Annotated in this window: 21 protein-coding genes and 1 pseudogene; 6 read left to right on the plus strand and 16 right to left on the minus strand. The window is 68.2% G+C overall.

Annotated elements, in window-relative coordinates:
• Window positions 1-11: 11 nt before the first annotated feature.
• Window positions 12-1,343 (minus strand): hypothetical protein, encoded by a 1,332-nt coding sequence (locus DL519_RS02460; protein WP_190823713.1) that lies wholly within the window; start codon window positions 1,341-1,343, stop codon window positions 12-14.
• Between the two features lie 362 nt (window positions 1,344-1,705).
• Here DL519_RS02460 and DL519_RS02465 point away from each other — a divergent pair, with 362 nt between their 5' ends.
• Window positions 1,706-1,873, plus strand: a complete 168-nt coding sequence (locus DL519_RS02465) for a hypothetical protein (protein ID WP_190812701.1) — start codon at window positions 1,706-1,708, stop codon at window positions 1,871-1,873.
• Window positions 1,874-1,935: 62 nt separating this feature from the next.
• On the opposite strand, the gene DL519_RS02470 is transcribed toward DL519_RS02465, so the two are convergent.
• A complete protein-coding gene (locus DL519_RS02470) occupies window positions 1,936-2,997 on the minus strand; it encodes a YncE family protein (RefSeq protein ID WP_223838368.1) in 1,062 nt (353 codons plus the stop codon).
• Between the two features lie 42 nt (window positions 2,998-3,039).
• Complete coding sequence (locus DL519_RS02475) at window positions 3,040-3,843, minus strand: DUF1259 domain-containing protein (protein ID WP_223838369.1); 804 nt, start codon at window positions 3,841-3,843, stop codon at window positions 3,040-3,042.
• A 345-nt stretch (window positions 3,844-4,188) separates the two neighbouring features.
• Between DL519_RS02475 and DL519_RS02480 the strand changes: the two genes are divergently transcribed.
• Both DL519_RS02480 and DL519_RS02485 read left to right on the plus strand, forming a co-directional pair.
• Window positions 4,189-4,884 (plus strand): response regulator transcription factor, encoded by a 696-nt coding sequence (locus DL519_RS02480; RefSeq protein ID WP_223840191.1) that lies wholly within the window; start codon window positions 4,189-4,191, stop codon window positions 4,882-4,884.
• Window positions 4,881-6,230: an ATP-binding protein gene (locus DL519_RS02485; protein ID WP_190812703.1), complete on the plus strand. Its 1,350-nt coding sequence runs from the start codon at window positions 4,881-4,883 to the stop codon at window positions 6,228-6,230. The genes DL519_RS02480 and DL519_RS02485 overlap by 4 nt, the downstream gene beginning before the upstream one ends.
• Window positions 6,231-6,413: 183 nt before the next feature.
• Here DL519_RS02485 and DL519_RS02490 read toward each other — a convergent pair whose 3' ends face one another.
• From DL519_RS02490 to otsB, 3 genes are all read right to left on the minus strand, one after another.
• On the minus strand, window positions 6,414-7,265 hold the full coding sequence (locus DL519_RS02490) for a CDP-diacylglycerol diphosphatase (RefSeq protein WP_190812704.1): 852 nt from the start codon (window positions 7,263-7,265) through the stop codon (window positions 6,414-6,416).
• Between the two features lie 107 nt (window positions 7,266-7,372).
• Window positions 7,373-9,799 (minus strand): glycoside hydrolase family 65 protein, encoded by a 2,427-nt coding sequence (locus DL519_RS02495; RefSeq protein ID WP_190812705.1) that lies wholly within the window; start codon window positions 9,797-9,799, stop codon window positions 7,373-7,375.
• A complete protein-coding gene (gene otsB, locus DL519_RS02500; RefSeq protein ID WP_190812706.1) occupies window positions 9,796-11,097 on the minus strand; it encodes a trehalose-phosphatase in 1,302 nt (433 codons plus the stop codon). The genes DL519_RS02495 and otsB overlap by 4 nt, the downstream gene beginning before the upstream one ends.
• A gap of 273 nt (window positions 11,098-11,370) precedes the next feature.
• On the opposite strand from otsB, the gene DL519_RS02505 reads away from it, so the two are divergent.
• Window positions 11,371-12,228, plus strand: a complete 858-nt coding sequence (locus tag DL519_RS02505) for a universal stress protein (RefSeq protein ID WP_263399559.1) — start codon at window positions 11,371-11,373, stop codon at window positions 12,226-12,228.
• A gap of 9 nt (window positions 12,229-12,237) precedes the next feature.
• Here the strand turns inward: DL519_RS02505 and DL519_RS02510 are convergent, their stop codons facing one another.
• Complete coding sequence (locus DL519_RS02510) at window positions 12,238-12,981, minus strand: ABC transporter permease (protein ID WP_190823716.1); 744 nt, start codon at window positions 12,979-12,981, stop codon at window positions 12,238-12,240.
• An 11-nt stretch (window positions 12,982-12,992) separates the two neighbouring features.
• Window positions 12,993-13,232 (minus strand): annotated as a pseudogene (locus tag DL519_RS02515) (ABC transporter permease); the annotation flags it as partial.
• A gap of 42 nt (window positions 13,233-13,274) precedes the next feature.
• On the opposite strand from DL519_RS02515, the gene hypF reads away from it, so the two are divergent.
• The gene (hypF, locus tag DL519_RS02520) at window positions 13,275-15,542 is read left to right on the plus strand and encodes a carbamoyltransferase HypF (RefSeq protein WP_190812708.1); all 2,268 of its coding nucleotides are present in this window, start codon (window positions 13,275-13,277) and stop codon (window positions 15,540-15,542) included.
• 198 nt (window positions 15,543-15,740) lie between these two features.
• Entirely contained in the window at window positions 15,741-17,126 is a 1,386-nt protein-coding gene (locus tag DL519_RS02525) for an IS1380 family transposase (protein ID WP_397545032.1), read from the plus strand.
• A 147-nt stretch (window positions 17,127-17,273) separates the two neighbouring features.
• Here DL519_RS02525 and hypB read toward each other — a convergent pair whose 3' ends face one another.
• From hypB to DL519_RS02565, 8 genes are read right to left on the minus strand one after another with little or no spacing between them, the layout of a single operon-like run.
• Complete coding sequence (gene hypB, locus DL519_RS02530) at window positions 17,274-17,954, minus strand: hydrogenase nickel incorporation protein HypB (RefSeq protein WP_190812709.1); 681 nt, start codon at window positions 17,952-17,954, stop codon at window positions 17,274-17,276.
• Entirely contained in the window at window positions 17,955-18,284 is a 330-nt protein-coding gene (locus DL519_RS02535) for a hydrogenase maturation nickel metallochaperone HypA/HybF (RefSeq protein WP_190812710.1), read from the minus strand.
• Window positions 18,285-18,286: 2 nt separating this feature from the next.
• Window positions 18,287-19,396: a hydrogenase expression/formation protein HypE gene (gene hypE / locus DL519_RS02540; RefSeq protein ID WP_223838370.1), complete on the minus strand. Its 1,110-nt coding sequence runs from the start codon at window positions 19,394-19,396 to the stop codon at window positions 18,287-18,289.
• Window positions 19,393-20,520, minus strand: a complete 1,128-nt coding sequence (gene hypD, locus DL519_RS02545) for a hydrogenase formation protein HypD (RefSeq protein WP_190812711.1) — start codon at window positions 20,518-20,520, stop codon at window positions 19,393-19,395. Before hypD ends, hypE begins: the two co-directional genes overlap by 4 nt.
• Before the next feature lie 60 nt (window positions 20,521-20,580).
• Window positions 20,581-20,850 (minus strand): HypC/HybG/HupF family hydrogenase formation chaperone, encoded by a 270-nt coding sequence (locus DL519_RS02550; RefSeq protein WP_190812712.1) that lies wholly within the window; start codon window positions 20,848-20,850, stop codon window positions 20,581-20,583.
• Window positions 20,828-21,529 carry a D-sedoheptulose-7-phosphate isomerase gene (locus DL519_RS02555; RefSeq protein WP_190812713.1) on the minus strand — a complete coding sequence of 234 codons (702 nt, stop codon included), beginning with the start codon at window positions 21,527-21,529 and terminating at the stop codon, window positions 20,828-20,830. The genes DL519_RS02550 and DL519_RS02555 overlap by 23 nt, the downstream gene beginning before the upstream one ends.
• On the minus strand, window positions 21,526-21,747 hold the full coding sequence (locus tag DL519_RS02560) for a HypC/HybG/HupF family hydrogenase formation chaperone (RefSeq protein ID WP_190812714.1): 222 nt from the start codon (window positions 21,745-21,747) through the stop codon (window positions 21,526-21,528). The genes DL519_RS02555 and DL519_RS02560 overlap by 4 nt, the downstream gene beginning before the upstream one ends.
• Entirely contained in the window at window positions 21,744-22,364 is a 621-nt protein-coding gene (locus tag DL519_RS02565; RefSeq protein ID WP_190812715.1) for a D-sedoheptulose-7-phosphate isomerase, read from the minus strand. Before DL519_RS02565 ends, DL519_RS02560 begins: the two co-directional genes overlap by 4 nt.
• Window positions 22,365-22,416 lie beyond the last annotated feature (52 nt).

A 22,416-nucleotide genomic window follows, 5' to 3' on the forward strand; every position in this document is an offset into this window, starting at 1 on the left:
GGATGTCGAGATCACGGGCGCGGATGGGGGCTTCCCAGGCCCTCTCCGCGACCGTGCCACTTCTGCATGTGCGTGGCGTGTGTGCGAAGGTACGCCCCGGATTTGAAGAAGTGGTCGTAGAAGTCGAGGTCGAGGTGGTGCGCCTGGACGTAGTTCAGGATGAACACCGTCGGCACGGTTGCGGGGAACTTCCCGAAGACGTCGAGGACGTACTGGGCCTGGAGCGCGACGCACGCCTTGAACTCGTCGTCGTGGACCAGTGCGCTTCCGCGAAATCCGGATGTGTCGGTCCAGGCGCCCGGGGTGTCGCGGTGGAACGGGCCGCCGGGCCCGAACTTGCGTTGGGCGAATGCCTCCACCGCGGCCGCCATGTCGGGGTAGTGCGGTGGGCAGTACGCCTCGAAGACCCCTTCCCGGCCGGTGGGGTTGGGGGTCGACCAGCGTTCGTCCTCGTCGTAGCGGAAGCCGAGGCCGGGTACGTCGGGATTGCCGGAGGCGCCGAGCATCGAGAAGCGGTCGATACCGTCGAACATCCAACCGCCGAGCCCCATGGCCTGGAGCATGAGCACGCCTGCGTAGCAGGCGGTGGCGACCTCCGCGGTGGCCTCGGTGAGCGCGTACTGCTCGCTGAAGGTGAGCGGGAACGGCTCCTCGACGTCGACCAGGCCGCTGAACTTCTCCAGTCCGGGGAGCTTGCGGTCGTTGACGTCGTCGTAGATCGCGTAGCCGTTCTGGGCGAAGAAGCACAGTACTGCGATCAGGTGCTGGGCGATGTCGGCCACCGGAATTACCAGCAGCGAGCCGGGAACGTTGGCGCACCAGGTGTTGTGCCCCTCGAGGTAGGGCTCCTCCGCGGGGAGGTAGAGCCTCCCGGGGGAGAGCCGGTGCAGGCGCTCGCGGTGGCGCTCGACCATCAGCTCGGGCGTGAGCTCTTCGGCCGCCGGGTCGACGAGCGCGCCCGCGTCGCGGGTCGGGAAGAAGTAGAGCCCGGAGTCGTCGGTGAAGAACAGTTCGGAGGTGTGGAACCCGGCCGCGGAGGGGAAGGTGCGTCCGGCGGCCGCACCGGCGTAGTTCGAGACGTGCGGCGCGTAGCGGGCGTGACGGGTGATCGAGTAGTGCCAACCCGTCGTCCCGCCCATCGCGCTCAGCACGAGCATCTGTTCGAGCTCTGTGAGCGGAAGCGGCTCGTGCTTGGACCGGTAGGCAAGCGGGCCATCGGGGATCTCGTCGCCTAGGGCGAAGCGCCGCGAGCGGCGGCCGAAGAGCGCTTCCACCAGCGGGAAGGCCGCGAGTTCCCGGAGCACCTCGGCCCTGGTGCTGATCGTCTGCTCGAAGCTCACCATGCCCTCCTCGGCATCTGGCGAGGACGACTCCATCGTCGCCCAGCCGCCGGCAGTTGCAACCCGAGGAAGCCCTCCGCGTGCTCGCCTCGTGGTGCGAGCGGATGGAACCGGAACCGTCAAGTTCCACCAGACCGTGGAGGGCTTTGCTGGGTTTCGTTTTGGTGCTGTGAACAACGGGGTTCGTGTTGTTCACAGTGGACAGTGCCCGCCGCCATGTGCGCCCTCGTCCCGCCGGACCAGCGCGGTCGCGGGCGCGCCGGCTGCACGCGATCTCCGATGTTTGCCTTACCGGCCACGGGGGAATGAAGAGGGGACGGATGCTCCGTCATCCGATCGTTGCATCATGTCCGGAGGCGGATGTCATGACGCAGGAAAAGCAGACACCACGGGAACATTCCTCCGAACCGGCCGAGGGACCGCAGCAGCAAGCAGACATCAGGAAACCGACTCCTGGTGAGCAGGGGGCGAAGGCTTCCATCGTGGACGCCGAACTGCGGCGCCACGCCGATACCGCAACAGAAGGCGAATGACCCTTGCACGGGTTCGGCGAAGCTGCGCAGCACCGCCGCAGCGGCGCACCGCGATGTCCTGGTCAGCCGACGGGTTCTCGTTCCAGCAGGGCCGGGTGGCCGCTGGTTCCGCTGGGCACGGGAAAATAGCTGCGGTGTGTGGTGGGGTCCACGGTGACCACGTGCGCGTTGTCGGCGAGATGGCCCGAGCCCCTCACCTCCAGCTCGTGGTCGTGCTGGTCCAGCACCGTCAGCCAGCCGCTTTCGGCTGCAACGTACAGCCGCTGCGCGCTCGGGTCGTAGGCGAGGACGTCGGGTTGGTGGCCGACCGGTGTGGTCGCGGCGACCGCACCGGTGTCGATGTCGACGGTCAGCAGCTCGTCGTTGCCGTCGCAGGCTGCGAACGCCAGTCGTTGCGGTGGGGCCAGCGCCAGCCCGTGGTCGTGGTCGCAGCCGTGCAGCGGGATCGTTCTGGTGACGGTGAGCTTGGTGGGGTCGATGATGGCCAGCTCGTCGTGGGCTTGGACGTCCACCAGCATCTGATCTGCGACCGGGTCGTATGCGACGTTGCCGACCTCCCCGCCCAGAGCGACGGTGCCTCGTGCGGTGCCGCTGGAGGCGTCGATGACGGTCTCCGAACCACCGCGTTCGTCGGTGGTCCACACGGCGTTTCTGCGCGGGTCGAACGCCAAGCCGTCGGGGTACGCGCCGGTCGGGGTCTGGTTGATCACCTGACCGGTTTCCTCGTCGATCGTGACCATCGCGTTGCTGCCGGTTGCCGTGGCGTACACCCGGTGAAGCGCGGGAACGACGAGCACACCGTGCACTTGCGGCACGTTCGGGATCACACGCACCACACGGTGCGCGCGAACGTCGACCTCGACGACCTCACCGGCTCCGAGATGCGCCGCGAAGAGCAGTCCGCGTTCCGAATCCAGGCTGGCGTAGTCGAATCGCGAGCTGCTCCCGGGTAGCTGCACCTCGCCCACGGCACGCAGCGGCAGGGCAACCGCCGTCGGCGGTGGCGGTGGTGGTGGCGGTGAACAGGCCGCGGCCAGTGCTACCACCAACGCCGCGACGAAGACCCCGGTCGACGACAGCGTCCAACGTGCGCGCCGCCGTGGGGCGCCGTGAGCTGCTCGCATTGCAGCCTCCCTGGCGAATCGGACCACCTTCGCCGCAGTGGCCTACTGTGCCGGCTTGGCGTTGGTGGCGTCGACTGCCGTCCGCAGTGCTTTGGCGAGTGCCACGGCGTTGTCGACGGCCCAGAAATGCATGTAGAACAGCCGGGGCTCGTCGGTCAGGCTGTGGTTGTGCAGTTCGACCACGGTGATTCCGCCCCTGCGAAGCGCCTGGATCACGTTCTGGACTTCGGGAGCGGTCACGACGAAGTCACCGTTGATCGCGGCCCTACCGCCGCCCACGGGCTGGAAGTTCAGCGCGGTGTTGACCCCGGTGCCCGGCGGGACGACGTGCCCGCTGTCCTGGACGGCGTCGTTGCGGGCGATGGTGAACTTGTAGATACCTCCGTCAGCGCTTCCCTTGCGTCCCAGGGCGTTGTCGATCCCGGCAGTGTCCAAATCGATCGCAGGCTGCTGAGCCGGTGCAGCGGCAGCGGGTGGGATCGCGGTGGCGTCCAGCGCTGCTCGCACGCCCTGGGCGAGGTGTGCGGGGTCGCCCATGCCGTGGATGTGGGCCCACCACACCGGTGGCGACTGCTCCAGCAGGTGTTTGTGCAGCGCTGTTTGCTCGATTCCGCGTGCCTGCAAGGCATCGGTGACCTTGGGCAGTTCCGTCTCGGTGGCCACGAGGTCGCCCGTGAGCATCGTGGTGTCGTCGTACCTGGTGAAGGTGGCGTAACCGCCCAGGGACAGCCCGGGCTTGATCGCGACGCCTGAAGAGACGACGCTCAGGTCCGAGCGGGTGAGGGCCACGCGGTAAACGGTGTTGTTGTCGCTGAGCTTGCCGGTGCGGCCCAACGCATCGGACACTCCCTTCCAGTCCGCATCCGTTGTGACGATCGGTTGATGCTGGGCAGGGCCGGCATGTTGCCCGGTCTGGCCGCCGGTGGTCGGTGCGCCTCCGCATCCGGCCAGCGCCGCGAGTAGTAGCGCCGCGACGGGAATCGCAGCGCGATGAGGAAGTGTTCGGCCGGTGCTCGGCATCATCGTCCCCATTCCGGTCTGCGCATTCTGGTCTTCGCTCGCGGGGGATTCCTCCTCCGCGGGGTCTGTGCGACCGTGGTCGCGTGTCCAGAGGTATCGGGTGGACATGAAGTACAGATGAAGCCGAATCCCCGCCAGGCCCGACAGGGCCGGACCCAGGGGGTGGGCGACGTGCGGGTGCTGGTCGTCGAGGACGAGCCGAAGATGGCGGGGCTACTGTGCCGAGGGCTGGTCGAGGAAGGCTACGCGGTCGATGTCGCCGCCGATGGCCCGGAGGGCTACGGCGCGGCGGTGAGCCGCAGCTACGACGCCGTGGTCCTGGACGTGATGCTGCCGGGGCTGTCCGGGTTCGAGGTGTGCCGGCGGCTGCGCGACGAGGGCATGTGGGTGCCGGTGCTGATGCTCACCGCGCGTGACGCTGTCGGCGACCGCATCACCGGGCTCGACAGCGGGGCCGATGACTATCTCACGAAGCCGTTCCACTTGCGGGAGTTGTTCGCTCGGCTGCGGGCGCTGACCCGGAGAGGCCCTTCGCCGCGGCCCACCGTCCTCACCGCGGGTGACCTGCGCGTGGAACCCGCCAGTCGACGGTGCTGGCGAGGCGGTTGCGAGGTGGGGCTGACCGCCAAGGAGTACGCGCTGCTGGAGGCGTTCCTCCGGCAGCCCGGCATGGTCCTGACCCGCGAGGTGCTGCTGGAGCACTGCTGGGACTTCGCCTACGAGTCGCGCTCCAACGTGGTCGATGTCCACATCCGAGCCCTGCGCGAGAAGATCGACCGGCGCTTCGGCGTCGTCTCGCTGGAAACGGTGCGCGGAGCCGGCTACCGGTTGCGTGCCGATGGCGGCCGTCAGCGCGCGAGGCGATGATGATCAGGCGCTGGCCGATCCGGTGGCGGCTGACAGCCGCGTTCACGCTGACGATGGCCGTGGTCCTCGCTGGCGCTGGAGCCGGCACCGTGGCGAATACGCGATCATCCCTCGACGAATCGATCACGGAGGCTCTGCGGTACCAGCTGCGCGACGTCCAGGCCGCGGCCGAAACCACCTCGCCTACGTTGCCGAACGCCCCGGGTTCGGCCGCCCAGGTCCTGGAAGGCGGGCGGATCGTCGCCAGCTCGCGCGAGGCGGCAGATCACGTGCTCCTGAGCCCTTCCGAGCTGGCCACGGCTCAGCGAGGCCCGCTGCTCACCGAGCGCCCCAACGCCGGATCGTTGCGCGGACCGGTTCGGATCGCTGCCGCCCCAGCTGCCGGCGACTCGCGGGTCGCGGTGGCGGCGGTGAGCCTCGCCGATCGGGACGCGGCCGTCGCGGATTTGGCAGGGGAATTGGCGGTTTTCCTGCCGCTGGTACTGGTGGCCGCTGCCGTCGGGGCCTACCTGCTGGCCTTGGGGTCGCTGTGGCCCGTGGAACGCATGCGTGCGCGAGCCGCCACGATCACCGCCGAAGACCCCGAGCAACGGCTACCCCTGTCGACAAGCCGCGATGAGATCTCCCGGCTGGGTACAACCCTCAACGACATGCTCGACCGCCTGCACGAGGCGCTGGCCCGCGAGCGACGGTTCGTCGCCGACGCCAGCCACGAAATGCGCACCCCGCTGAGCCTGCTGACCACGGAACTCGAACTCGCCCTCCAACGACCGCGCACCACCGACGAGCTCAAAGCAGCGCTGCGCTCCGCCCTGGAGGAGACTGAACGCCTTTCCCGGTTGGCTCAAGACCTCCTCCTGCTCGCCCGCGCCGACGAGTGCGCCGGCCCGGTTCGACGCGGCACCGTGGAACTGCACGGGCTGCTTGGAACCACCGTGGACCGGTACCGCAACGCCCCCGGCGGGCATGAGATCACCTTGGAATGCGAGCCCGGCGTGGCCGTTCTGGCCAACCGCAACGACCTCGACCGGGCTGTGTGCAACCTGCTCGACAACGCCCTCCAGCACGGAGCCCCGCCCATCACCGTCCGCGCGACTGGAACCGCCGACGTCGCGGTGACCATCGAAGTCCGCGACCACGGCCCCGGAATCGACCCGGCATTCCTGCCCCGGGCATTCGACCGCTTCACCCGAGCCGACAACGCCCGCACTGCCGGAGGCACCGGCCTGGGCCTGGCGATCACAGCGGCCCTGACCCGCCGCAACGGCGGCCGGGCCACTGCCGCCAACGCCGACGACGGCGGAGCCAGGTTCATCCTCACTTTCTGCACGGCCTTCTCCGCGTAGTCGGCTGGTGCCGGGTCGTCGTTGAGTGGAAGCTGTTCCACGGCAAGCGGATTCGAGGCTTCTCGCTGGGATTCCTCTCTGGGTAGGGATGAGCCCGGCGGGCCACAAGTAGGACTGCCACGGGTTGATGGTCTCGCTGAAGAGCTGGCTCTTGAAGTGCGGGCCATGTCACCGCCGTCGCGATCAGGTGTACACGAGCAAGCGGTCGCAACTGCTCGTCCCGCCGATTCCATGTTCGGCGCCGGTCAAGCCGGAATTGCTGGTCAGCACGTAGAATCCGTGCGGGCTTTGCGTCACGATCATCATCTGGATCGCGATGTCTTCGCGTGTCGGGCGCGCAACGTTGTCGAACATGAGCGCGAAGAGGTTCTGGTTCAAGTTCGTGACCTGGAGCGCTCGGTAGTAACGCGTGTCGCCGTTGAACTCGAGTTTCACGCGCGATGCCGCCCAGCCGTTCACATCGTTCTTGATGCCCGCCTTGTTCAACTGGTCGAGCACCTTCGTCGAGATGCCGGCCATGTGGATGTGCAGTTGGTCCTGGTCTCGAACGGGTTTGCCGGCCGTGTCCTGGGCCGCGTTGATACCCAGACCGATTTGCCCGCCGCTGTAGGTCACCGGGGCGACTCCACCTGGTTGAGCTTGGTCCCACGCGTCTTGCCAGAAATTTCTCCCGAACCTGATCTTCGAACACTCGATGCCCTTGAGGCGACTGGTGGGAACTAGCAAGAAGTTGTGGGTTCCAGGTGGGTCCGCACCGTCGAGCACGACGTCGTACGCGTTCGTCCCCTTGCAGTAGCTGGGCATGGGGTGGTGCGTGGGGTCGCGCTGGGCTTCCCCGCATGCCTTGGCGTGGTCCCAGAGTTTGATCCCGGTGTCGCCGTAGGCGCCGCACGGGTCGGTCTGGGCGCCGGCTGCGGGCAGGTTCGTCCCGGCCGCCGCAGCGGAACCGACCAGAACCGCGGCGGCTCCGGCGGCGCCGGAGAGCTTCAGGAATTGGCGTCGAGCTAAGTTCCCGGCGTTCTCGTTCGCGCTCATGGTGACTCCGGCAATGACGACTCGGCGAGCGGACGACGTCCGTGGTGCGAGTGCACCAGCGACCGGCTCGACGGACTACGGCCGAAGGGCCTGCCTGACGGCCAGGATCAGGCGAAACTCGTCGGGTCTGCGCCGCGGATGGGGTGTTCCAGCGAGAAGCGGGCGGTTTCGCCTGGACCCAGGCAGACCGTGCGGGTGCCGCAGGTGCAGGTGATGGGGGCTCGCTTCCGCCCCGGTCTGGTGCGGATGGTGGCGGTGCGGCCGGTGACCTTGATGGTGACCGGCTGCCCCTGGTAGCGGATGGAGAGTTCCAGCGGCCCCAGTTCGCTCGGCCACAGCGGGTTGAGGTGCAGTGCCCCGTCGCGGATTTCGATACCGGCGAAGCAGCGTTGCAGGAGGTCGATGCTGCCTGCCATGGCGGCGAGGTGGATGCCTTCGGCGGTGGTGCCGTGCTGGGTGTCGTGGATGTCGCTGGCCAGCACGTCGTCGAAGAACTCCAGTGCTCGGTGCCGCCGGCTGCGGGCCAGCACCCAGGCGTGCACGACGGCGCTGAGGGTGGATCCGTGGCTGGTGCGCTTGAGGTAGTACTCGATGTTGCCGGGAATGCTGGGCATCGGGTAGCCGAGCCTGCCCAGGATCTCCCCGAGTTCTTCGGCCGACAGCAGGTAGAACAACATCAGCACGTCCGCCTGCTTGGACGCCTGGTAGCGGTTCGGATCGTCGTTCTCAGCCTCCAGGATGCGGTCCAGGCGCTGGATGTCGCCGTAGCGCTGCCGGTAGGCGTCCCAGTCGAGTTCGGCGAGCCGGTCGTAGCCGTCGAACTGGCTGATGATGCCGTCGCCGTGGAACGGGACGAACATGCGTTGCGAGATCCGCTTCCAGCGGTCGATCTCGGCGTGGCGGATCTCCAGCGCGTCGACGAGTTCTCCGCGCCGCTGGTCGGGCAGTTCGCGGAGGACGTGCACGGCGGTCCGGCACAGCCAGGCGGTCATGATGTTGGTGTAGGCGTTGTTGTCGATTCCCGGCCGGTCCCACCCGGGGTATGCGGTGTGGTACTCGTCCGGGCCGACGACGCCGCGGATGACGTAGCGGTCCCGGCTGCGGTCGTACTGGGTGAGCGAGCCGAAGAACCGGGCGATCTCCAGGATCATCTCCGCGCCGAAGTCGACGAAGAACTCCTCGTCCCCGCTGGCTCGGTGGTAGTGCCAGACGTTGTGGGCGATGGCGAGCCCGATGTGCCGCTGCAGGTGCGTGTGGTCGGGCAGCCAGCGGCCCGAGCGGGGGTTGAGGTGCAGGCGTTGGGTTTCCTCACGGCCGTTGCTGCCGCTTTGCCAGGGGAACATCGCGCCGGAGAAGCCCGCGTCGCGGGCGGCTTTCCGCGCCTGTTGCAGCCGGCGGTAGCGGTACAGCAGCAGGGCGCGGGCCAGCTGCGGGAGGCGCAGGTCGAGGGTCGGCAGCACGAACAGCTCGTCCCAGAAGATGTGGCCGCGGTAGGCCTCGCCGTGCAATCCGCGAGCGGGGACACCGGCGTCGAGGTCGACGGTGTTCGGCGAGGTGGTCTGCAGCAGGTGGAACAGGTGCAGGTGCACCGCCCGCCGCGCGGGCGCGCTCCTCGATAGTCCACAGTGGAATTTTCCGTGCAGGTGCGCCCACGCCAGGCTGTGTGATCGGGCCAGATCGTCGAACCCGGCGGCATCGCGCACGTCGTCGACGGCCTCGGTGACCGGTTCGGTGCCGGCGCGGTCCAGCGAGGTGTGCAGCGAGACGATCTTCTCCACCCGCACTTCGGCGTTCTGCTCGACGTCCAGCGCGATGTCGTGGGCGATCAGGTCGTCCTGCCGGACCAGGGACGGGCCGGGGTCAAGGAGCTCACCCGCCACGAACACCCGGAACCGCGCGGCTTCGGCGACGCGGATGCGGGACTGGGACGTTCGCGCGTACAGGACGGCGATGTTCGGCGCGACTTCGAAGGACTGATGGTCGACGAGGTGCCTTCCGGCGAGGTCTCGGTAGCGCTCGACACCGCAGTTGGTCACCCGGCCGTCGATGCCGCAGCGGAACGTCATCGGGCCCGACCAGTCTTCGGCGACGAGGGTGGTTTCCAGTCCGGCGAGGTGCGGCCGGGACATGTGCACGAACCTGCGCTGCACGACCCTGGTCGTACGCGCCCGCTCGTCGCGGAAGCGCAACCGGCGGACCAGGATGCCGCGTTCGAGGTCGAGTTCCTGCTCGTGGTCGAGCAGCTGTACCTGCACCGGGTCGAACCACGCGCCTTCGTCGATGCGGAAGGTCAGCGGCAGCCAGTTCGGCATGTTGACCAGCGACTCGTTCTCCACTTCCTGACCGGCGATGGTCGTGGTGAGCCGGTCGTAGCAGCCCGCGACGTAGGTGCCGGGGTAGTGCACCCCGTCGGCGCGGGACTCCGGCGCTGCTCCTCGGGTGGCGAAGTACCCGTTTCCCAAGGTGCACAAGGCCTCCCGGCGACCTTCGTCGTCCGGGTCGAAGTCGCGGAAGTCGAGTTGCCACGGGTTCATGCGCTCCCCGGTGACGACGCGAAGCGGGCGAGCAACGCGGTCAGCGAGAGCGGGTCGTCGACGGAGTAGTGGGCCCAGGTCAGGCGATCGCCGTGTTCTGCGCTGCGCACCACGATTCCGATCCCGTCGTCGTGGACCTCGCGCAGCGCGTCTTCGTCGGTGTAGTCGTCTCCGGCGAAGACGGGAACGACGTCGGGACCCAAGAGGCCCATGCGGTCCAGGACCCACCGCAGCGCCCGGCCCTTGTTCCAGTCGATGTTCGGCAGCAACTCGACCACTCGCCGGCCGTGCGCCGTGCGAAGCGCGGGGAAAGCGCGACCGACGCTGTCCACAGTGGATATCACTTGGTCGACGGCGTCCGGCGCGACGTTGCGGTAGTGCACCGCGAGGGCGAAGTGTTTCCGGTCGACCCGGGCGCCTGCGACGAGTTCCAGCTCATCGGACAGCCGCCGTTCGGCCTCTTCGAGATCGGGCAGCGCGGACTCACCGGCCGGCAGTGCAATCGACACGTCGCCCGGGCTGGCCAGCTCGAATCCGTGGCTTCCCGCGCACCACAGGCCGTCGATGCGGATCCTGCTGCGCACGTCCTGCAGGTCTCGGCCGCTGAGGATCGCCACCGGGCAGCGCAGGACGAGCCGCTGCAGGACCTCCCGCGTCTTCACCGGCATGGTGACCTTGGTCGGGTCGCTCCGGATCGGCGCGAGGGTGCCGTCGAAGTCCAGCAGAACCACAGGTCGGTGACCTCGGAGGCGGTCGGCGATCTCGCCCCAGCGGCCGAGGCCGTCGGGGACCTCGGACAGCCGCCGCTCGCTGGACGCCGCGACGGAAACGTCGGTGAGCGCTGGTACGACCACGTCGGCCCCGGCCTCCAGCAGCCGGCTCGGCGGGCCGGTCCGGGCAACCCCGATGATGAGGCCGAAACCACCCGTTCTGGCGGCCTCCAACCCGCCCTGGGCGTCTTCGACGACCACGGACGCCCAGGGCGGCGTGTCGAGCCGACGCGCGGCTTCGAGGAACACCGCGGGATCGGGCTTGCCGGGCAACCCCAGCTCATCGGCGAGCACACCGTCCACCCGGACGTCGAACAGCTGTCCTGCTCCGGCCTGTTCCAGGACCTGGGTGCAATTGCGGCTGGCGGAGATGACCGCGGTCCGGACGCCTTGGCTGCGCAACGCGGCGACCAACGGGACCGCGTCGTCGAACAGCAGCGCGCTCGCCGAGGCGGTGTCTGCGATCATCCCGTCCATGTCGAACAGCACCGCGCGGTAGCGACGGGGATCGATGTTCGTGGTGGACATGCGGACTCCGGTTCTCCACACCGCCTAGACCGTGGTCGGACTAGCACCACTCCTCGGATACCCGACCTGATGCGCGAATCCACCGTCGTTCGATGCCGTCGCCGGCTTAGCGTGGACGAGGGTCCAACGGCCTCATTGCGGCCTGGGCGACCGCCAGTGATGTGCCCTGATCGAGTGCCGTGCGTCGAGGTCCGATCCATCATGTAAACCATCGACCGACCGATGGCAGGGGAGGCGTTTCGGGTGGCGGCGAGAGCGCGCAAGGCGGTCATCGTGGGATTCGATTTGTCGGAGCCGTCCCGCCGGGCGGTTCGCTGGGCGGCGCGCGAGGCGTCCGATCGGCGTCGGCCCTTGTTGCTGGTGCACGTGCTCACGTGGCCGTTCGACGCGCACACCACGATCGAGGTGCCGGGCGAGGACGGTGTGCTGGAACCGCTGCAGCAGATCCTGCGGCGCGAGCTTGACGTGCTGGGTGAGGCCTGCCGGGAGCTCGACCCGGAGCTGGAGGTGCGCAGCCACCTGCCGTTCGGGGACCCGGCCGAGGTGCTCAGCGAGATTGCCGAGGACGCGGAGGTGCTGGTGCTCGGTGGGCCGCGGATCGAGGTGGAGATGGGGGTCCTCGGCTCGACCTCTGCGGAGCTGCTGACGCGACGCACCGGCACCCCGGTCGTGGTAGTCCGCGGCAGCGTCGAGGAGCCAGGGACGGCACCTGTGGTGGTCGGTGTCGACGGGTCGTCCGCCAGCAAGCTGGCCATCGGCTTCGCCTACGACTTCGCCTCCCGGCACGGCTGCGACCTGGTGGCCGTGCACGCCTGGAGCGACCTGCCGCTGGACCCCTTCGCCCGGGTCAAGCAGTGGGAGCTGCCGTGGAGCGAGGTGCGCGGCGAAGCCGAGGAAGCGGTCGCCGAATCCCTGGCCGGCTGGGGCGAGCAGTACCCCGACGTCGACGTGCGGCGCACGATCACCCCGGAAAAGCCCGCGCAAGCCTTGTTGCGCGAGGCGCGCGGGGCAGGGCTGCTGGTGGTCGGAAGTCACGGCCGGGGCCGCATTCGCCGGAGCCTGCTCGGTTCGGTCAGCCACGCCGTGGTGAACCGGGCGCCTTGCCCGGTCGCGGTCCTGCGCGCCAGGTGAGCAGATCGGTCACCCCTGCCGTCCCGCTGCGCTGGGATCCGAGAACACGATCAGCACGGCCGCGACGACGTTGACGATGGGGGCCTGGTTGGGGCGGAACAGGTTGTTGAGGATCCAGATCGGCAGCGTTTCCATCCCGGTGCCGAGGGTGAAGGTGGTGACGATGATCTCGTCGAAGGACAGCGCGAACGCCAGCAGCCTGCCGGCCAGCAGCGCCGAGCGCAGCATCGGGAACGTCACCAGGCCGAACGTGGTGATTCCGTTGGCGCCGAGGTCCATCGACGCTTCCTCCAGGTTGCCGCCCATCCGCCGCAGCCGGGCCACGACGTTGTTGAACACCACCACGATGCTGAACGTCGCGTGCGCGACGATGACCGTGAATAGGCCGAGGTCGATGCCGAGGATGGTGCGGAATGCGTTGTTGAGCGCGATGCCGGTGACGATTCCCGGCAACGCGATGGGCAGGATGATCAGCAGCGACACCTGGTCGCGGCGGAAGAACCGGAATCGCTGCAGCGCGAATGCGGCCATCGTGCCGAGCACCAGCGCGATCGCGGTCGAGACCACGCCGACCAGCGCGCTCGTCGCCAGCGCGTCGAGGGCGCCCTGGTTGCCGAGCGCCCGGTGCCACCACTCCAGGGTGAACGCCGAGGGCGGCCAGGCGAACGTGGTGTCGGCGTTGACCGAGTTGAGCAGCACGACCAGCAGCGGGAAGTAGATCACCGCCAGGCCGAGAACGAGCGCACCCAGCAGGGCCGAGTTGTTTACAGGTTGTCGAGGGCACCCGTGCGGCGGACGGCCGCCAGGTAGCAGAGCATGATCACGACCGGGACGGTGGCGACTGTTGCGGCGAACGGCAGCCTGTTGGCCGCGCCGATGTTGTCGTAGACGACGTTGCCCAGCATCTGGTTGGTGCCACCGACGATCTTGACCGCGATGTAGTCGCCCAGCGACAACGAGAACGTGAAGATTGAACCCGCCACTACGGCCGGGAAGACCATCGGATAGCGGATGCACCGGCAGCCGACTCGCCTGAGACTGGGTCGGTGGGTGAGTTGGTCCGGAAGCGGATTCGGGTCGAGGGAATCGTGCAGGGCGTCGGTTTCCGCCCCTTCGTCTATTCGTTGGCGACCCGCCTGGGGTTGGCCGGGCATGTCGGCAACGACGTGCACGGCGTGTTCATCGAGGTCGAGGGCGCTGATTCGGTCGTCCAGCGGTTCCTGGCCCTGCTCCAGGAACAGGCTCCGCCGCTGGCGGCGGTCGCCCGGATCTCCGCCACCGACGCCGAGACGGTGGCTGAAGAGGGATTCCGCGTCGTCGACAGCGATGCTGCCGGGCCGCGGGCGACCCTCGTCTCCAGCGACACCGCTACCTGCGCCGACTGCTCGGATGAGATCGCCGATCCCGGTGACCGGCGGTTCGGCTATCCGTTCACCAACTGCACCAACTGCGGGCCGCGCTTCACCATCGTCCGGGATGTGCCGTACGACCGGCCGAACACGACGATGTCGGGATTCGCCTTGTGCGCCAAGTGCGAAGCCGAGTACCGCGATCCGGCGAACCGCCGCTTCCACGCCCAGCCGGTGTGCTGCCCCGACTGCGGGCCGCGGCTGCGGCTGACCGATCGCGGTGGCGTGGCCCGCCGAGGCGATCCCCTGGCGGAAGCGGTGGCGGCCCTGGCGCGCGGCGAGGTGCTGGCCGTGAAGGGACTGGGCGGTTACCACGTGGCCGTGGACGCCACCGATGACGATGCGGCGGCCACGTTGCGCAAGCGGAAGCACCGCGAGGACAAGCCATTCGCGATCATGGTGGCGTCGGTGGAGCAGGCGCGGTCGCTGTGCGCGATCGATGACCTCGAAGAAGCGCTGCTCACTTCGCGTCGCCGGCCGATCGTGCTGCTCGACCGGCTGCCCGGCGCCGCGGTCGCACCGAGCATCGCGCCCGGTACCCGTCAACTGGGCCTCATGCTGCCGTACACCCCGCTGCACCACCTGCTGCTCCGCGGGTTTCCCCGGCCGATCGTGCTCACTAGCGGGAACGTCTCCGACGAGCCGATCGTCTACCGCGACGACGACGCGATGGAGCGGCTGGGCGAAATCGCCGATGCGTTCCTGATGCACGACCGGCCCATCCACATGCGCACCGATGATTCCGTGGTCCGCGTTGTCAGCGGACGGGAGATGCCGATCCGGCGTTCTCGCGGCTACGCACCGGAACCGGTGACCTTGCCGTGGCCGTTCCCGCAGCCGGTGCTGGCTTGCGGGGCCGAGCTGAAGAACACCTTCGCAGTTGCCAAGGACGAGCACGTGTTCGTCTCCCACCACATCGGCGATCTGGAGAACTACGAGACGCTGCGGTCCTTCACCGGCGGGATAGCGCATTTCCGACGGCTCTTCGACGTCGAACCGCAGGTCGTGGCCCACGACCTGCACCCCGAGTACCTGTCGACGAAGTTCGCCGCGGAGCTCGACGGCGTCGAACTGGTGGGCGTGCAGCACCACCACGCGCACATCGCGTCATGCCTGGCGGACAACGGCGAAACCGGCCCGGTGATCGGGGTGGCGTTCGACGGGACCGGGTACGGCACCGACGGCTCGATCTGGGGAGGGGAGTTCCTGGTCGCCGACCTGGCCCGCTTCCGGCGGCTGGGACACCTGGACCCGGTGCCGCTGCCGGGCGGGACAACCGCGATCAAGCAGCCGTGGCGGACCGCCGTCTCCTACCTGGCGGAGGTCGATCACCAGTCCGCGGACCTCGACGTGTTGCGGCGCAACCCGAATTGGACCGAAGTCGCCGCATTGCTGCGGCAGCGCCGGCACGCGCCGCCGACCTCCAGCGCCGGGCGGCTGTTCGACGCCGTGGCGGCGATCCTCGGGGTGCGGGACGCGATCAACTACGAAGGACAAGCCGCCATCGAGCTCGAACAGCTGGCCGACACCGCCGAAACCGGCGGTTACCCGGTGTCGATCAGCGGCGGGCCCGTGCTGCGGGTGCGCGGCGCGGACCTGGTGCGTTCGGTCGTGACCGACCTTCGGGCCGCGACCCCGGTACCGGTGATCGCCGCACGATTCCACAACGGACTCGCGGCGGCGGTGGTGGATGTCTGCGATCGGCTGCGGGAATCCACCGGGATCGCTGCGGTGGCGCTCTCGGGCGGCGTCTTCCAGAACGCACTGCTGTTGCTGCGCGTCACGACCATGCTGCACCGACGCGGGTTCCGCGCCCTGCTGCATTCACAGGTCCCGGCCAACGATGGAGGGATCAGCCTGGGGCAGGCCGCCGTCGCCGGAGCGCTGTGCCGGCAGCGGCGTTAGCGGTCCTTGCAGAATGCGGCCCTTGAGGTTCCGCTACCCGCACCGCTAAGCAAGCCGTTCTAAAACCACTCCTAAGCCCCAATCCACCGATGATCTTGGGTAACGGTTCGGTGGCGAGAGCACGAGATGCCCTTCTGACCTGGGATGATTGATCTTGCGTAGGGATCGATCAACATGGATTGGAAGGGCATCTCGCAGGTGCGATCTTCTCATAGTGCTGCGCGGGTGAGCGCGGTGTTCGACGATGCGAATCTGGTGGCTTCGGCGGGGCTGGTTCCGGTGATGCGGTTGGCCGAACGCGTCGGGTTGTCCGAGCTTGTCGCCGAGGGTGTCCGGGTTCCCGGTTCGGAGGGTGCGAATGCGGATGCGAAGGTGGGCTCGATCGTGGCCGGGATGCTCACCGGCGCCGACAGCATTGATGATCTCGATGTGATCCGGCATGGGGCGATGCCGAAGTTGTTCGGCGGGATCCGGGCACCGTCCACTGTGGGCACGTTTCTGCGTGCTTTGACGTGGGGGCATGCCCGGCAGGTGGAGTCGGCCGCGCGGGAGTGCCTGGTGGGCATGGCCCGGCAGACTCCGGTGCTGGCCGGCGCCGCTGAGAGGACGTTCATCGATGCTGATTCCACCCTGGGCAGGGTGTTCGGCCACGCGAAGCAGGGTGCGGCGTTCGGGCACACCAAGATCGGCGGCCACAATGTGCGGCTGCGGGGTTACCACCCGCTGCTGACCACGCTGTCCACGCCCCGATCGGCGCCGGTGGTTGCCGCCACGAGGATGCGTGGCGGCAACGCCGGCTCGGCGCGGGGTGCGGCGTCGTTGGTCACCGAGACGATCAACCTTGCACGGCGGTGCGGCGCCGGGCCGGGCCGGATGCTGTTTCGCGGTGATTCCGCCTTCTACGTAGGCGAAGTCGTCTCCGCCTGCCGGGCGCAAGGTGTGGAGGTGTCGATCACGGTGGCGCAGTATCCGAACGTGCAGCGCGCGATCGCCGGCATCGCCGAGGACGCGTGGACGGCGATCAAGTATCCCCAGGCCGTCTGGGACGAGGCCAGCCAGTCCTGGGTCAGTGACGCCGAGATCGCGGAAACCGAATTCACCGCCTTCGCCAGCGATAAAGCCCATCGGGTGGCTGGTCGGTTGATCGTGCGCAGGGTCAAAGACAAAAACCACGCTGATGCCCTGTTTCCCGTCTGGCGGTATCACGCCTGCTTCACCACCAGCAGCCAGCCGCTGGTCGAGGCGGAGAAAACCCACCGTGCGCACGCGATCATCGAACATGTCAACGACGACCTCAAACACGGCCCGCTGGCCCACATCCCATCCGGGGTCTTCAGCGCCAACGCCGCCTGGCTGACGCTGGCCGCCCTGACCCACAACCTGCTGCGCGCCGCAGGCAGTCTGACCAGTGCTTTCCACGCCAAAGCCCGCGCCGCGACCCTGCGCCGCACACTGATCAACATCCCGGCACGGGTGGCCCGACGAGCCCGCTCGATCACACTGCACCTCCCGGAAAACTGGCCCCGCCAACACGACTGGCACCACCTGTTCCACACCACCCACGCCCCACCCGAAACAGCCTGATCACCCTCCCCCAACCCGCCCGCAAGGGCCCAACCCAGGAACCATGGAAAAGCTGGGCAGACCAGCGGATTCCGCACGTCCACACCCCACCACAATGATCAACAAAGGAAACCAAGATCACTTCAAACCCGCCTCGGTGGATTGGGGCTAAGCGTGCGCCTGTTCACCGAGCCAGTCGTACCACTCGGTGATGCCTTCGCCGGTGGTGACCGAGAGGCGCTGCACCCGGACACCGGGATTGGCCATCGAAGCGGCGTCGATGAAGCCGGCCACGTCGAAGTCGACGTGGGGCAGCAGGTCGATCTTGTTCAGCAGCACCAGATCCGCCGCGCGGAACATGTGCGGGTACTTCAGCGGCTTGTCCGCGCCCTCGGTCACCGAGGCGAGGACGACGCGGGCTTGCTCGCCGAGGTCGAAAAGCGCCGGGCACACCAGGTTCCCGACGTTCTCGACGAACAGCACGGAGTGGTGCGGAGGCCGCAGCGCGCGCAGCCCGTCGGCCAGCATCGTCGCGTCCAGGTGGCAGCCCGTACCGGTGTTGATCTGCACCACCGGGCAGCCGCTGTCCCGCAGCCGAGCCGCGTCGAGGCCGGTCTCCTGGTCACCCTCGACGGCCGCGAGCGGGGCAGCGTCGAACTCGCGCGCGGTTCGGGCCAGCAGGCTCGTCTTGCCGGAACCGGGCGAGCTCATCAGGTTGATCATCGCGATTCCCCTGGTCTGCAGCCAGTTCCGGTTCGCGTCCGCGAGGCCGTCGTTCTTGGCCAGCACCTGCTGCTCCAGGACGATGGTCTTCGATTCCTCGTCGGCGCATCCGCACGTACCGCACATCTATCCCACCTCCACTGTCTTGATCCGCAGTTCCTGTCCGGCGAGCACCGCTATGTCGACGCTGCCGCACGCGCAGCGCGTGATCAGGTCTTCCATGTCGATTTCCAGTCCGCACGAACGGCATTCGCCGCGACCGGCCGGCTCGGTGATGTCCAATCGGGCCGATGCCAGTCGCGTGCCGTCCGCCACCAGCTCGAAGCAGAACCGGATCGCGTCGGGCACCACGCCGGAGAGCCGCCCGACCTCCAGGTGCACGCATTTGATGGTCGGCTCCTCGACCGCGTCCAGCACGGCGTCCACGATGCTCTGGGTGATGCCGAGCTCGTGCACGGCTAGCAGATCCGCGGGAGGGGGTCGCCCACCAGCAGATCGACGATGCGGGTGCCGCCGAACGTCGTGTTCAGCAGCACCAGCCCCGGCGGGTCATCCGCGACGCGTCCGATGAGCGCGGCCTGTTCTCCCAGCGGATGCGCCCGCATCGCCTGCAGCGCTGCCTCGGTCCGAGCACCTGGGACGACTACGACGATGCGTCCCTCGCAAGCCACGTAGAGCGGATCGATCCCCAGCAGTTCCGAGACGCCCCGCACTTCGGTGCGCACGGGTACCTCCGCTTCGTCCACGACGACTGCTACCTGCGCGGCCCGGGCGATCTCGTTGAGGATCGTCGCAACACCGCCCCTCGTCGCATCGCGGAGCGCCCGGACGTCCGGAACCGCCGCGAGCAGGTCGGCGACGAGCTGGTGGACGGGTGCGGTATCGGAGACCACGTCGGAGTCGATGTCGAGTTCGCCGCGGGCGAGCATGACCGTCACCCCGTGGTCGCCGATCGGGCCCGAGACCAGGACGGCATCACCCGGGCGGACCGTGTTGACGCCCAGCCGGTGGTCGGTCCGCAGGACGCCGACGCCCGAGGTGTTGATGTAGCAGCCGTCCGCCTTGCCCTTCTCCACGACCTTCGTGTCGCCGGTTACCACCCGCACCCCGGCCGCCAGCGCCGCCTTCGACATCGATTCGACGATGCGGGTCAGGTCGGCGACCGGGAAGCCCTCCTCGATCAGGAAACCGGCCGACAGGTACTGCGGTGTCGCGCCGGAGACGGCGAGGTCGTTTACCGTGCCGTTGACGGCCAGGTCGCCGATGTTCCCGCCGGGAAAGAACAGCGGCGACACCACGAACGAATCCGTGGTGAAAGCCAGCCGGGTTCCGTCCACCGCCAGCTCCGCACTGTCCTCCAGGGGTTCCAGCAATTCGTTGCGGAACGCCTCCAGGAATACGGCCTCGACGAGCGTCTGCGTCGCCTTCCCGCCGGAGCCGTGGGCGAGGGTGATCCGCTCCTCCTTCACCTTCGGCTTGCGGCGGCGGGCCTTCTCGATCCGGTCGAGCACTTGCTGCTCGGGGTCGCGCTGCTCGTCGGTCAGCTCCGCTCGGGGTTCCGCGCTCATGTTCGGCTCGCCTCCCTGACGCGTTCCCGGCTGAACCGGCCGAAGTTGTAGTACGCGGCGCAGGCTCCTTCCGGCGAGACCATGCAGGTGCCGATCGGTGTTTCCGGCGTGCAGGCCGTGCCGAACACCTTGCACTCCCACGGTTTGAGGACGCCCTTGAGCACCTCGCCGCACTGGCATGCCTTGGGGTCGGCCACCCGCACCCCGGGCAGGTCGAAGCGCTGTTCGGCGTCGAACCGCGCGTACGCCTCGCGGAGCCGCAGCGCGGAGTGCGAGATGAAACCCAACCCGCGCCACTCGAAGTACGGCCGCAGCCGCATGGTCTTGGCGATCGCTTCCAGCGCGGTCATGTTGCCCTGCCACGGCACCACGCGGGCGTACTGGTTCTCGACCTCGCAGCGGTTCTCCGCGAGCTGCTTGAGCAGCAGGTAGATCGACTGCATGATGTCCAGCGGTTCGAAGCCCGAGACCACCACGGGCTTGCCGTAGTCGCGGGCGATGAACTCGTACGGCCGGCAGCCGATCACCGTCGACACGTGCCCCGGTCCGAGGAACCCGTCCAGGCGCAGGTCGGGGGAGTCCAGGATCGCCTTGATCGCCGGGATGATCGTCACGTGGTTGCCGAAGACGGAGAAGTTCTCCAGGCCCTCCTGCTCGGCGCGCAGCAGGGTCATCGCCGTCGACGGGGCCGTGGTCTCGAACCCGATCGCCATGAACACCACGTGCCGGTCCGGTTTCTGCCGGGCGAGCTTCAGCGAGTCCAGCGGCGAGTACACCATGCGGATGTTGGTGTCCTCGGCGTTGGAGTCGAAGAAGTTCCCGTTGCTGCCCGGTACCCGCATCATGTCGCCGAACGAGGTCATGAGAACGTCCGGTTGCCGGGCGATGTGGATGGCGTCGTCGACCCGGCCCATCGGGATCACGCACACCGGACACCCGGGGCCGTGCACCAGGGTGACGTTCGCCGGCAGGTAGTCCTCGATCCCGTGCTTGTAGATGGTGTGGGTGTGGCCGCCGCAGACCTCCATGAACTTGTACTGCCGGCCCGGCTCGCAGAGCGCGGCGATCTCGGCCGCCAGCGCCCGCGCCTTGTCCGCGTCCCGGTACTCGTCGACGAATCGCATCCGACCCCCTTGAGCGTTTTCCAGTCTCTTTTTGCATAGCGGTGCGGGTGGCGGAATCAGTCATTCGATGCGGGAGTCCTGCAGCGCATCGATCTCGTCGGTGTAGGTCTGCCCCAAGCCCTCCAGGAACTCCAGCACCGCGCGCGCTTCGGCATCGTCTATTGTGGACAGTGCGAAGCCGACGTGGATCAGGATCCACTCGCCCGGCTCGGGTGGTCTGCCGAGGAGGCTGACGTTGATGTTGCGGCGGACGCCGCTGACTTCGACCTTGGCCAGATCCGGGCGGTCCGGCAGGATCTCGAGGACTTCACCGGGGATCGCGAGGCACATCGGCCGCTCCTCCCGTCCCGTGCAGCGTCAGCAGGGTCATCTCCCACAGCGCGTGGTAGAGCGTGGTCTGCGCTTCCTGGATGCGGTGCACCGAGGCGGACGGCACCACGAAAAGGTGGTCGATGTGCTCGGACTCGGCCATCCGGCCGCCCTTGTCGCCGGCTATCCCGATGGTGAGCAATCCGCGTCGCGCCGCTTCTTCGAACGCCCGCAGCAGGTTCGGCGAGTTCCCGCTGGTGGACAGCCCCACCGCGATGTCGTCGCGGCGGCCGAAGGCGCCGATCTGGCGGGCGAACACCACTTCAAACCCGATGTCGTTGGACAGGGCGGTGACCACCGCGATATCGCTGGTCAACCCGATCGCGGGCAGCGCAGGTGCGGTAGCGCCCGGGTTCAGGAAGAGGCTGGCAAGGTCTTGCGCATCGGTGGAGCTGCCGCCGTTGCCGAAGGTGAGCAGCCGCCCACCGCGGGCGAACCGCTCGGCCATCGCCGACGAGCACGCGACGATCTCGTCGCGGTACCCCTGCTTGACCGCCTCGCGCAACTGCATGATCTCCCGCGCCTTGTCCTGCGTGGACTGGCGCACTTCGGCGAGCACCGCATCGACGTCGCCGTCCGATGTCGACAAGAACGGGTACAGCGACTCGACAGCATCGGCACCTGAACTCACGGCGGTCACTCCTCCACGATCGCGATCGACTCACCGGCGTGGACCAGCACCGTGTCACCGGGACGAGCCGGAACCAGGGCGACGCTGACCACTTCTTCACCCGAATCGGTGGCCACGGCGGCGAGTTCGTCGCCCAGCAGCCGCAGCACCCGGACTTCCGTTGCCCCATCCGAACAGGTCACGCAGGAATCGCCGCGGCAGGTTTCCCCCGGATCTTCGGATGTCATGCGCTCACCCCCTGCTGCAACGCCCCCGGGTGTTCGAAGAACACGTGCACGAGCTCCCACAGCACGTGGTACATGGTCACGTGCGCCTCCTTGACGACCCGCGGATCGACCGCATCGGCGATCAGCACGTGGTCGAGGCCCGTACGGGCGATGCGCCCACCGCCGCCGCCCGCCAGCCCGACGGTCAGCAGGCCTCGATCACGGGCCACGGCCAGGCCGCGCAGGACGTTCCCGCAGTTGCCGTCGGTGGAGATGCCCAGGGCGATGTCCTCCGGGTCGGCCAGGTGCCGGACCTGGTGGGCGAACACCTCGTCCAGCCCCTCGCCGGTGGCCACCCCGGTCACCGTCGCGACGTCCGCGGTCAGCGAGATCGCCGGAAGCGCCTTCTTGCCCACGATCACCGGGTGGACGAACTCGACGGCCACGTGCTGGGCGTCCGTGCTCGGCCCGCCGTTGCCGAACACGATGAGCTTGCCGCCCGCGTGGAACCGGGTGGCCATCGCATGGCATGCGCGGGCGACGCGTTCGGCGTCTCCGACGAGAGTCTGCAGCGGCGGCACCCGTCGTTCGAAGATCTCGTCGACGGCACGAGCAGCTGCTTGTCCGGACCACGGCATCGGGGTCACATCCTCATTCGCGATCGTGCGGCGTACCAACGCTAAGGGCGGT

The sequence above is a fragment of the Saccharopolyspora pogona genome (genome assembly GCF_014697215.1).
GTDB classification, from domain to species: Bacteria; Actinomycetota; Actinomycetes; order Mycobacteriales; family Pseudonocardiaceae; genus Saccharopolyspora; species Saccharopolyspora hattusasensis.

Excerpts from the sequence above, each read along its gene's own strand:
- DL519_RS02460 (WP_190823713.1), bottom strand. The coding sequence starts at position 1,343 with ATGGTGAGCTTCGAGCAGACGATCAGCACCAGGGCCGAGGTGCTCCGG.
- DL519_RS02465 (WP_190812701.1), top strand. The coding sequence starts at position 1,706 with ATGACGCAGGAAAAGCAGACACCACGGGAACATTCCTCCGAACCGGCC.
- DL519_RS02470 (WP_223838368.1), bottom strand. The coding sequence starts at position 2,997 with ATGCGAGCAGCTCACGGCGCCCCACGGCGGCGCGCACGTTGGACGCTG.
- DL519_RS02485 (WP_190812703.1), top strand. The coding sequence starts at position 4,881 with ATGATGATCAGGCGCTGGCCGATCCGGTGGCGGCTGACAGCCGCGTTC.
- DL519_RS02490 (WP_190812704.1), bottom strand. The coding sequence starts at position 7,265 with ATGAGCGCGAACGAGAACGCCGGGAACTTAGCTCGACGCCAATTCCTG.
- DL519_RS02495 (WP_190812705.1), bottom strand. The coding sequence starts at position 9,799 with ATGAACCCGTGGCAACTCGACTTCCGCGACTTCGACCCGGACGACGAA.
- otsB (WP_190812706.1), bottom strand. The coding sequence starts at position 11,097 with ATGTCCACCACGAACATCGATCCCCGTCGCTACCGCGCGGTGCTGTTC.
- hypB (WP_190812709.1), bottom strand. The coding sequence starts at position 17,954 with ATGTGCGGTACGTGCGGATGCGCCGACGAGGAATCGAAGACCATCGTC.
- hypE (WP_223838370.1), bottom strand. The coding sequence starts at position 19,396 with ATGAGCGCGGAACCCCGAGCGGAGCTGACCGACGAGCAGCGCGACCCC.
- hypD (WP_190812711.1), bottom strand. The coding sequence starts at position 20,520 with ATGCGATTCGTCGACGAGTACCGGGACGCGGACAAGGCGCGGGCGCTG.
- DL519_RS02550 (WP_190812712.1), bottom strand. The coding sequence starts at position 20,850 with ATGTGCCTCGCGATCCCCGGTGAAGTCCTCGAGATCCTGCCGGACCGC.
- DL519_RS02560 (WP_190812714.1), bottom strand. The coding sequence starts at position 21,747 with ATGACATCCGAAGATCCGGGGGAAACCTGCCGCGGCGATTCCTGCGTG.
- DL519_RS02565 (WP_190812715.1), bottom strand. The coding sequence starts at position 22,364 with ATGCCGTGGTCCGGACAAGCAGCTGCTCGTGCCGTCGACGAGATCTTC.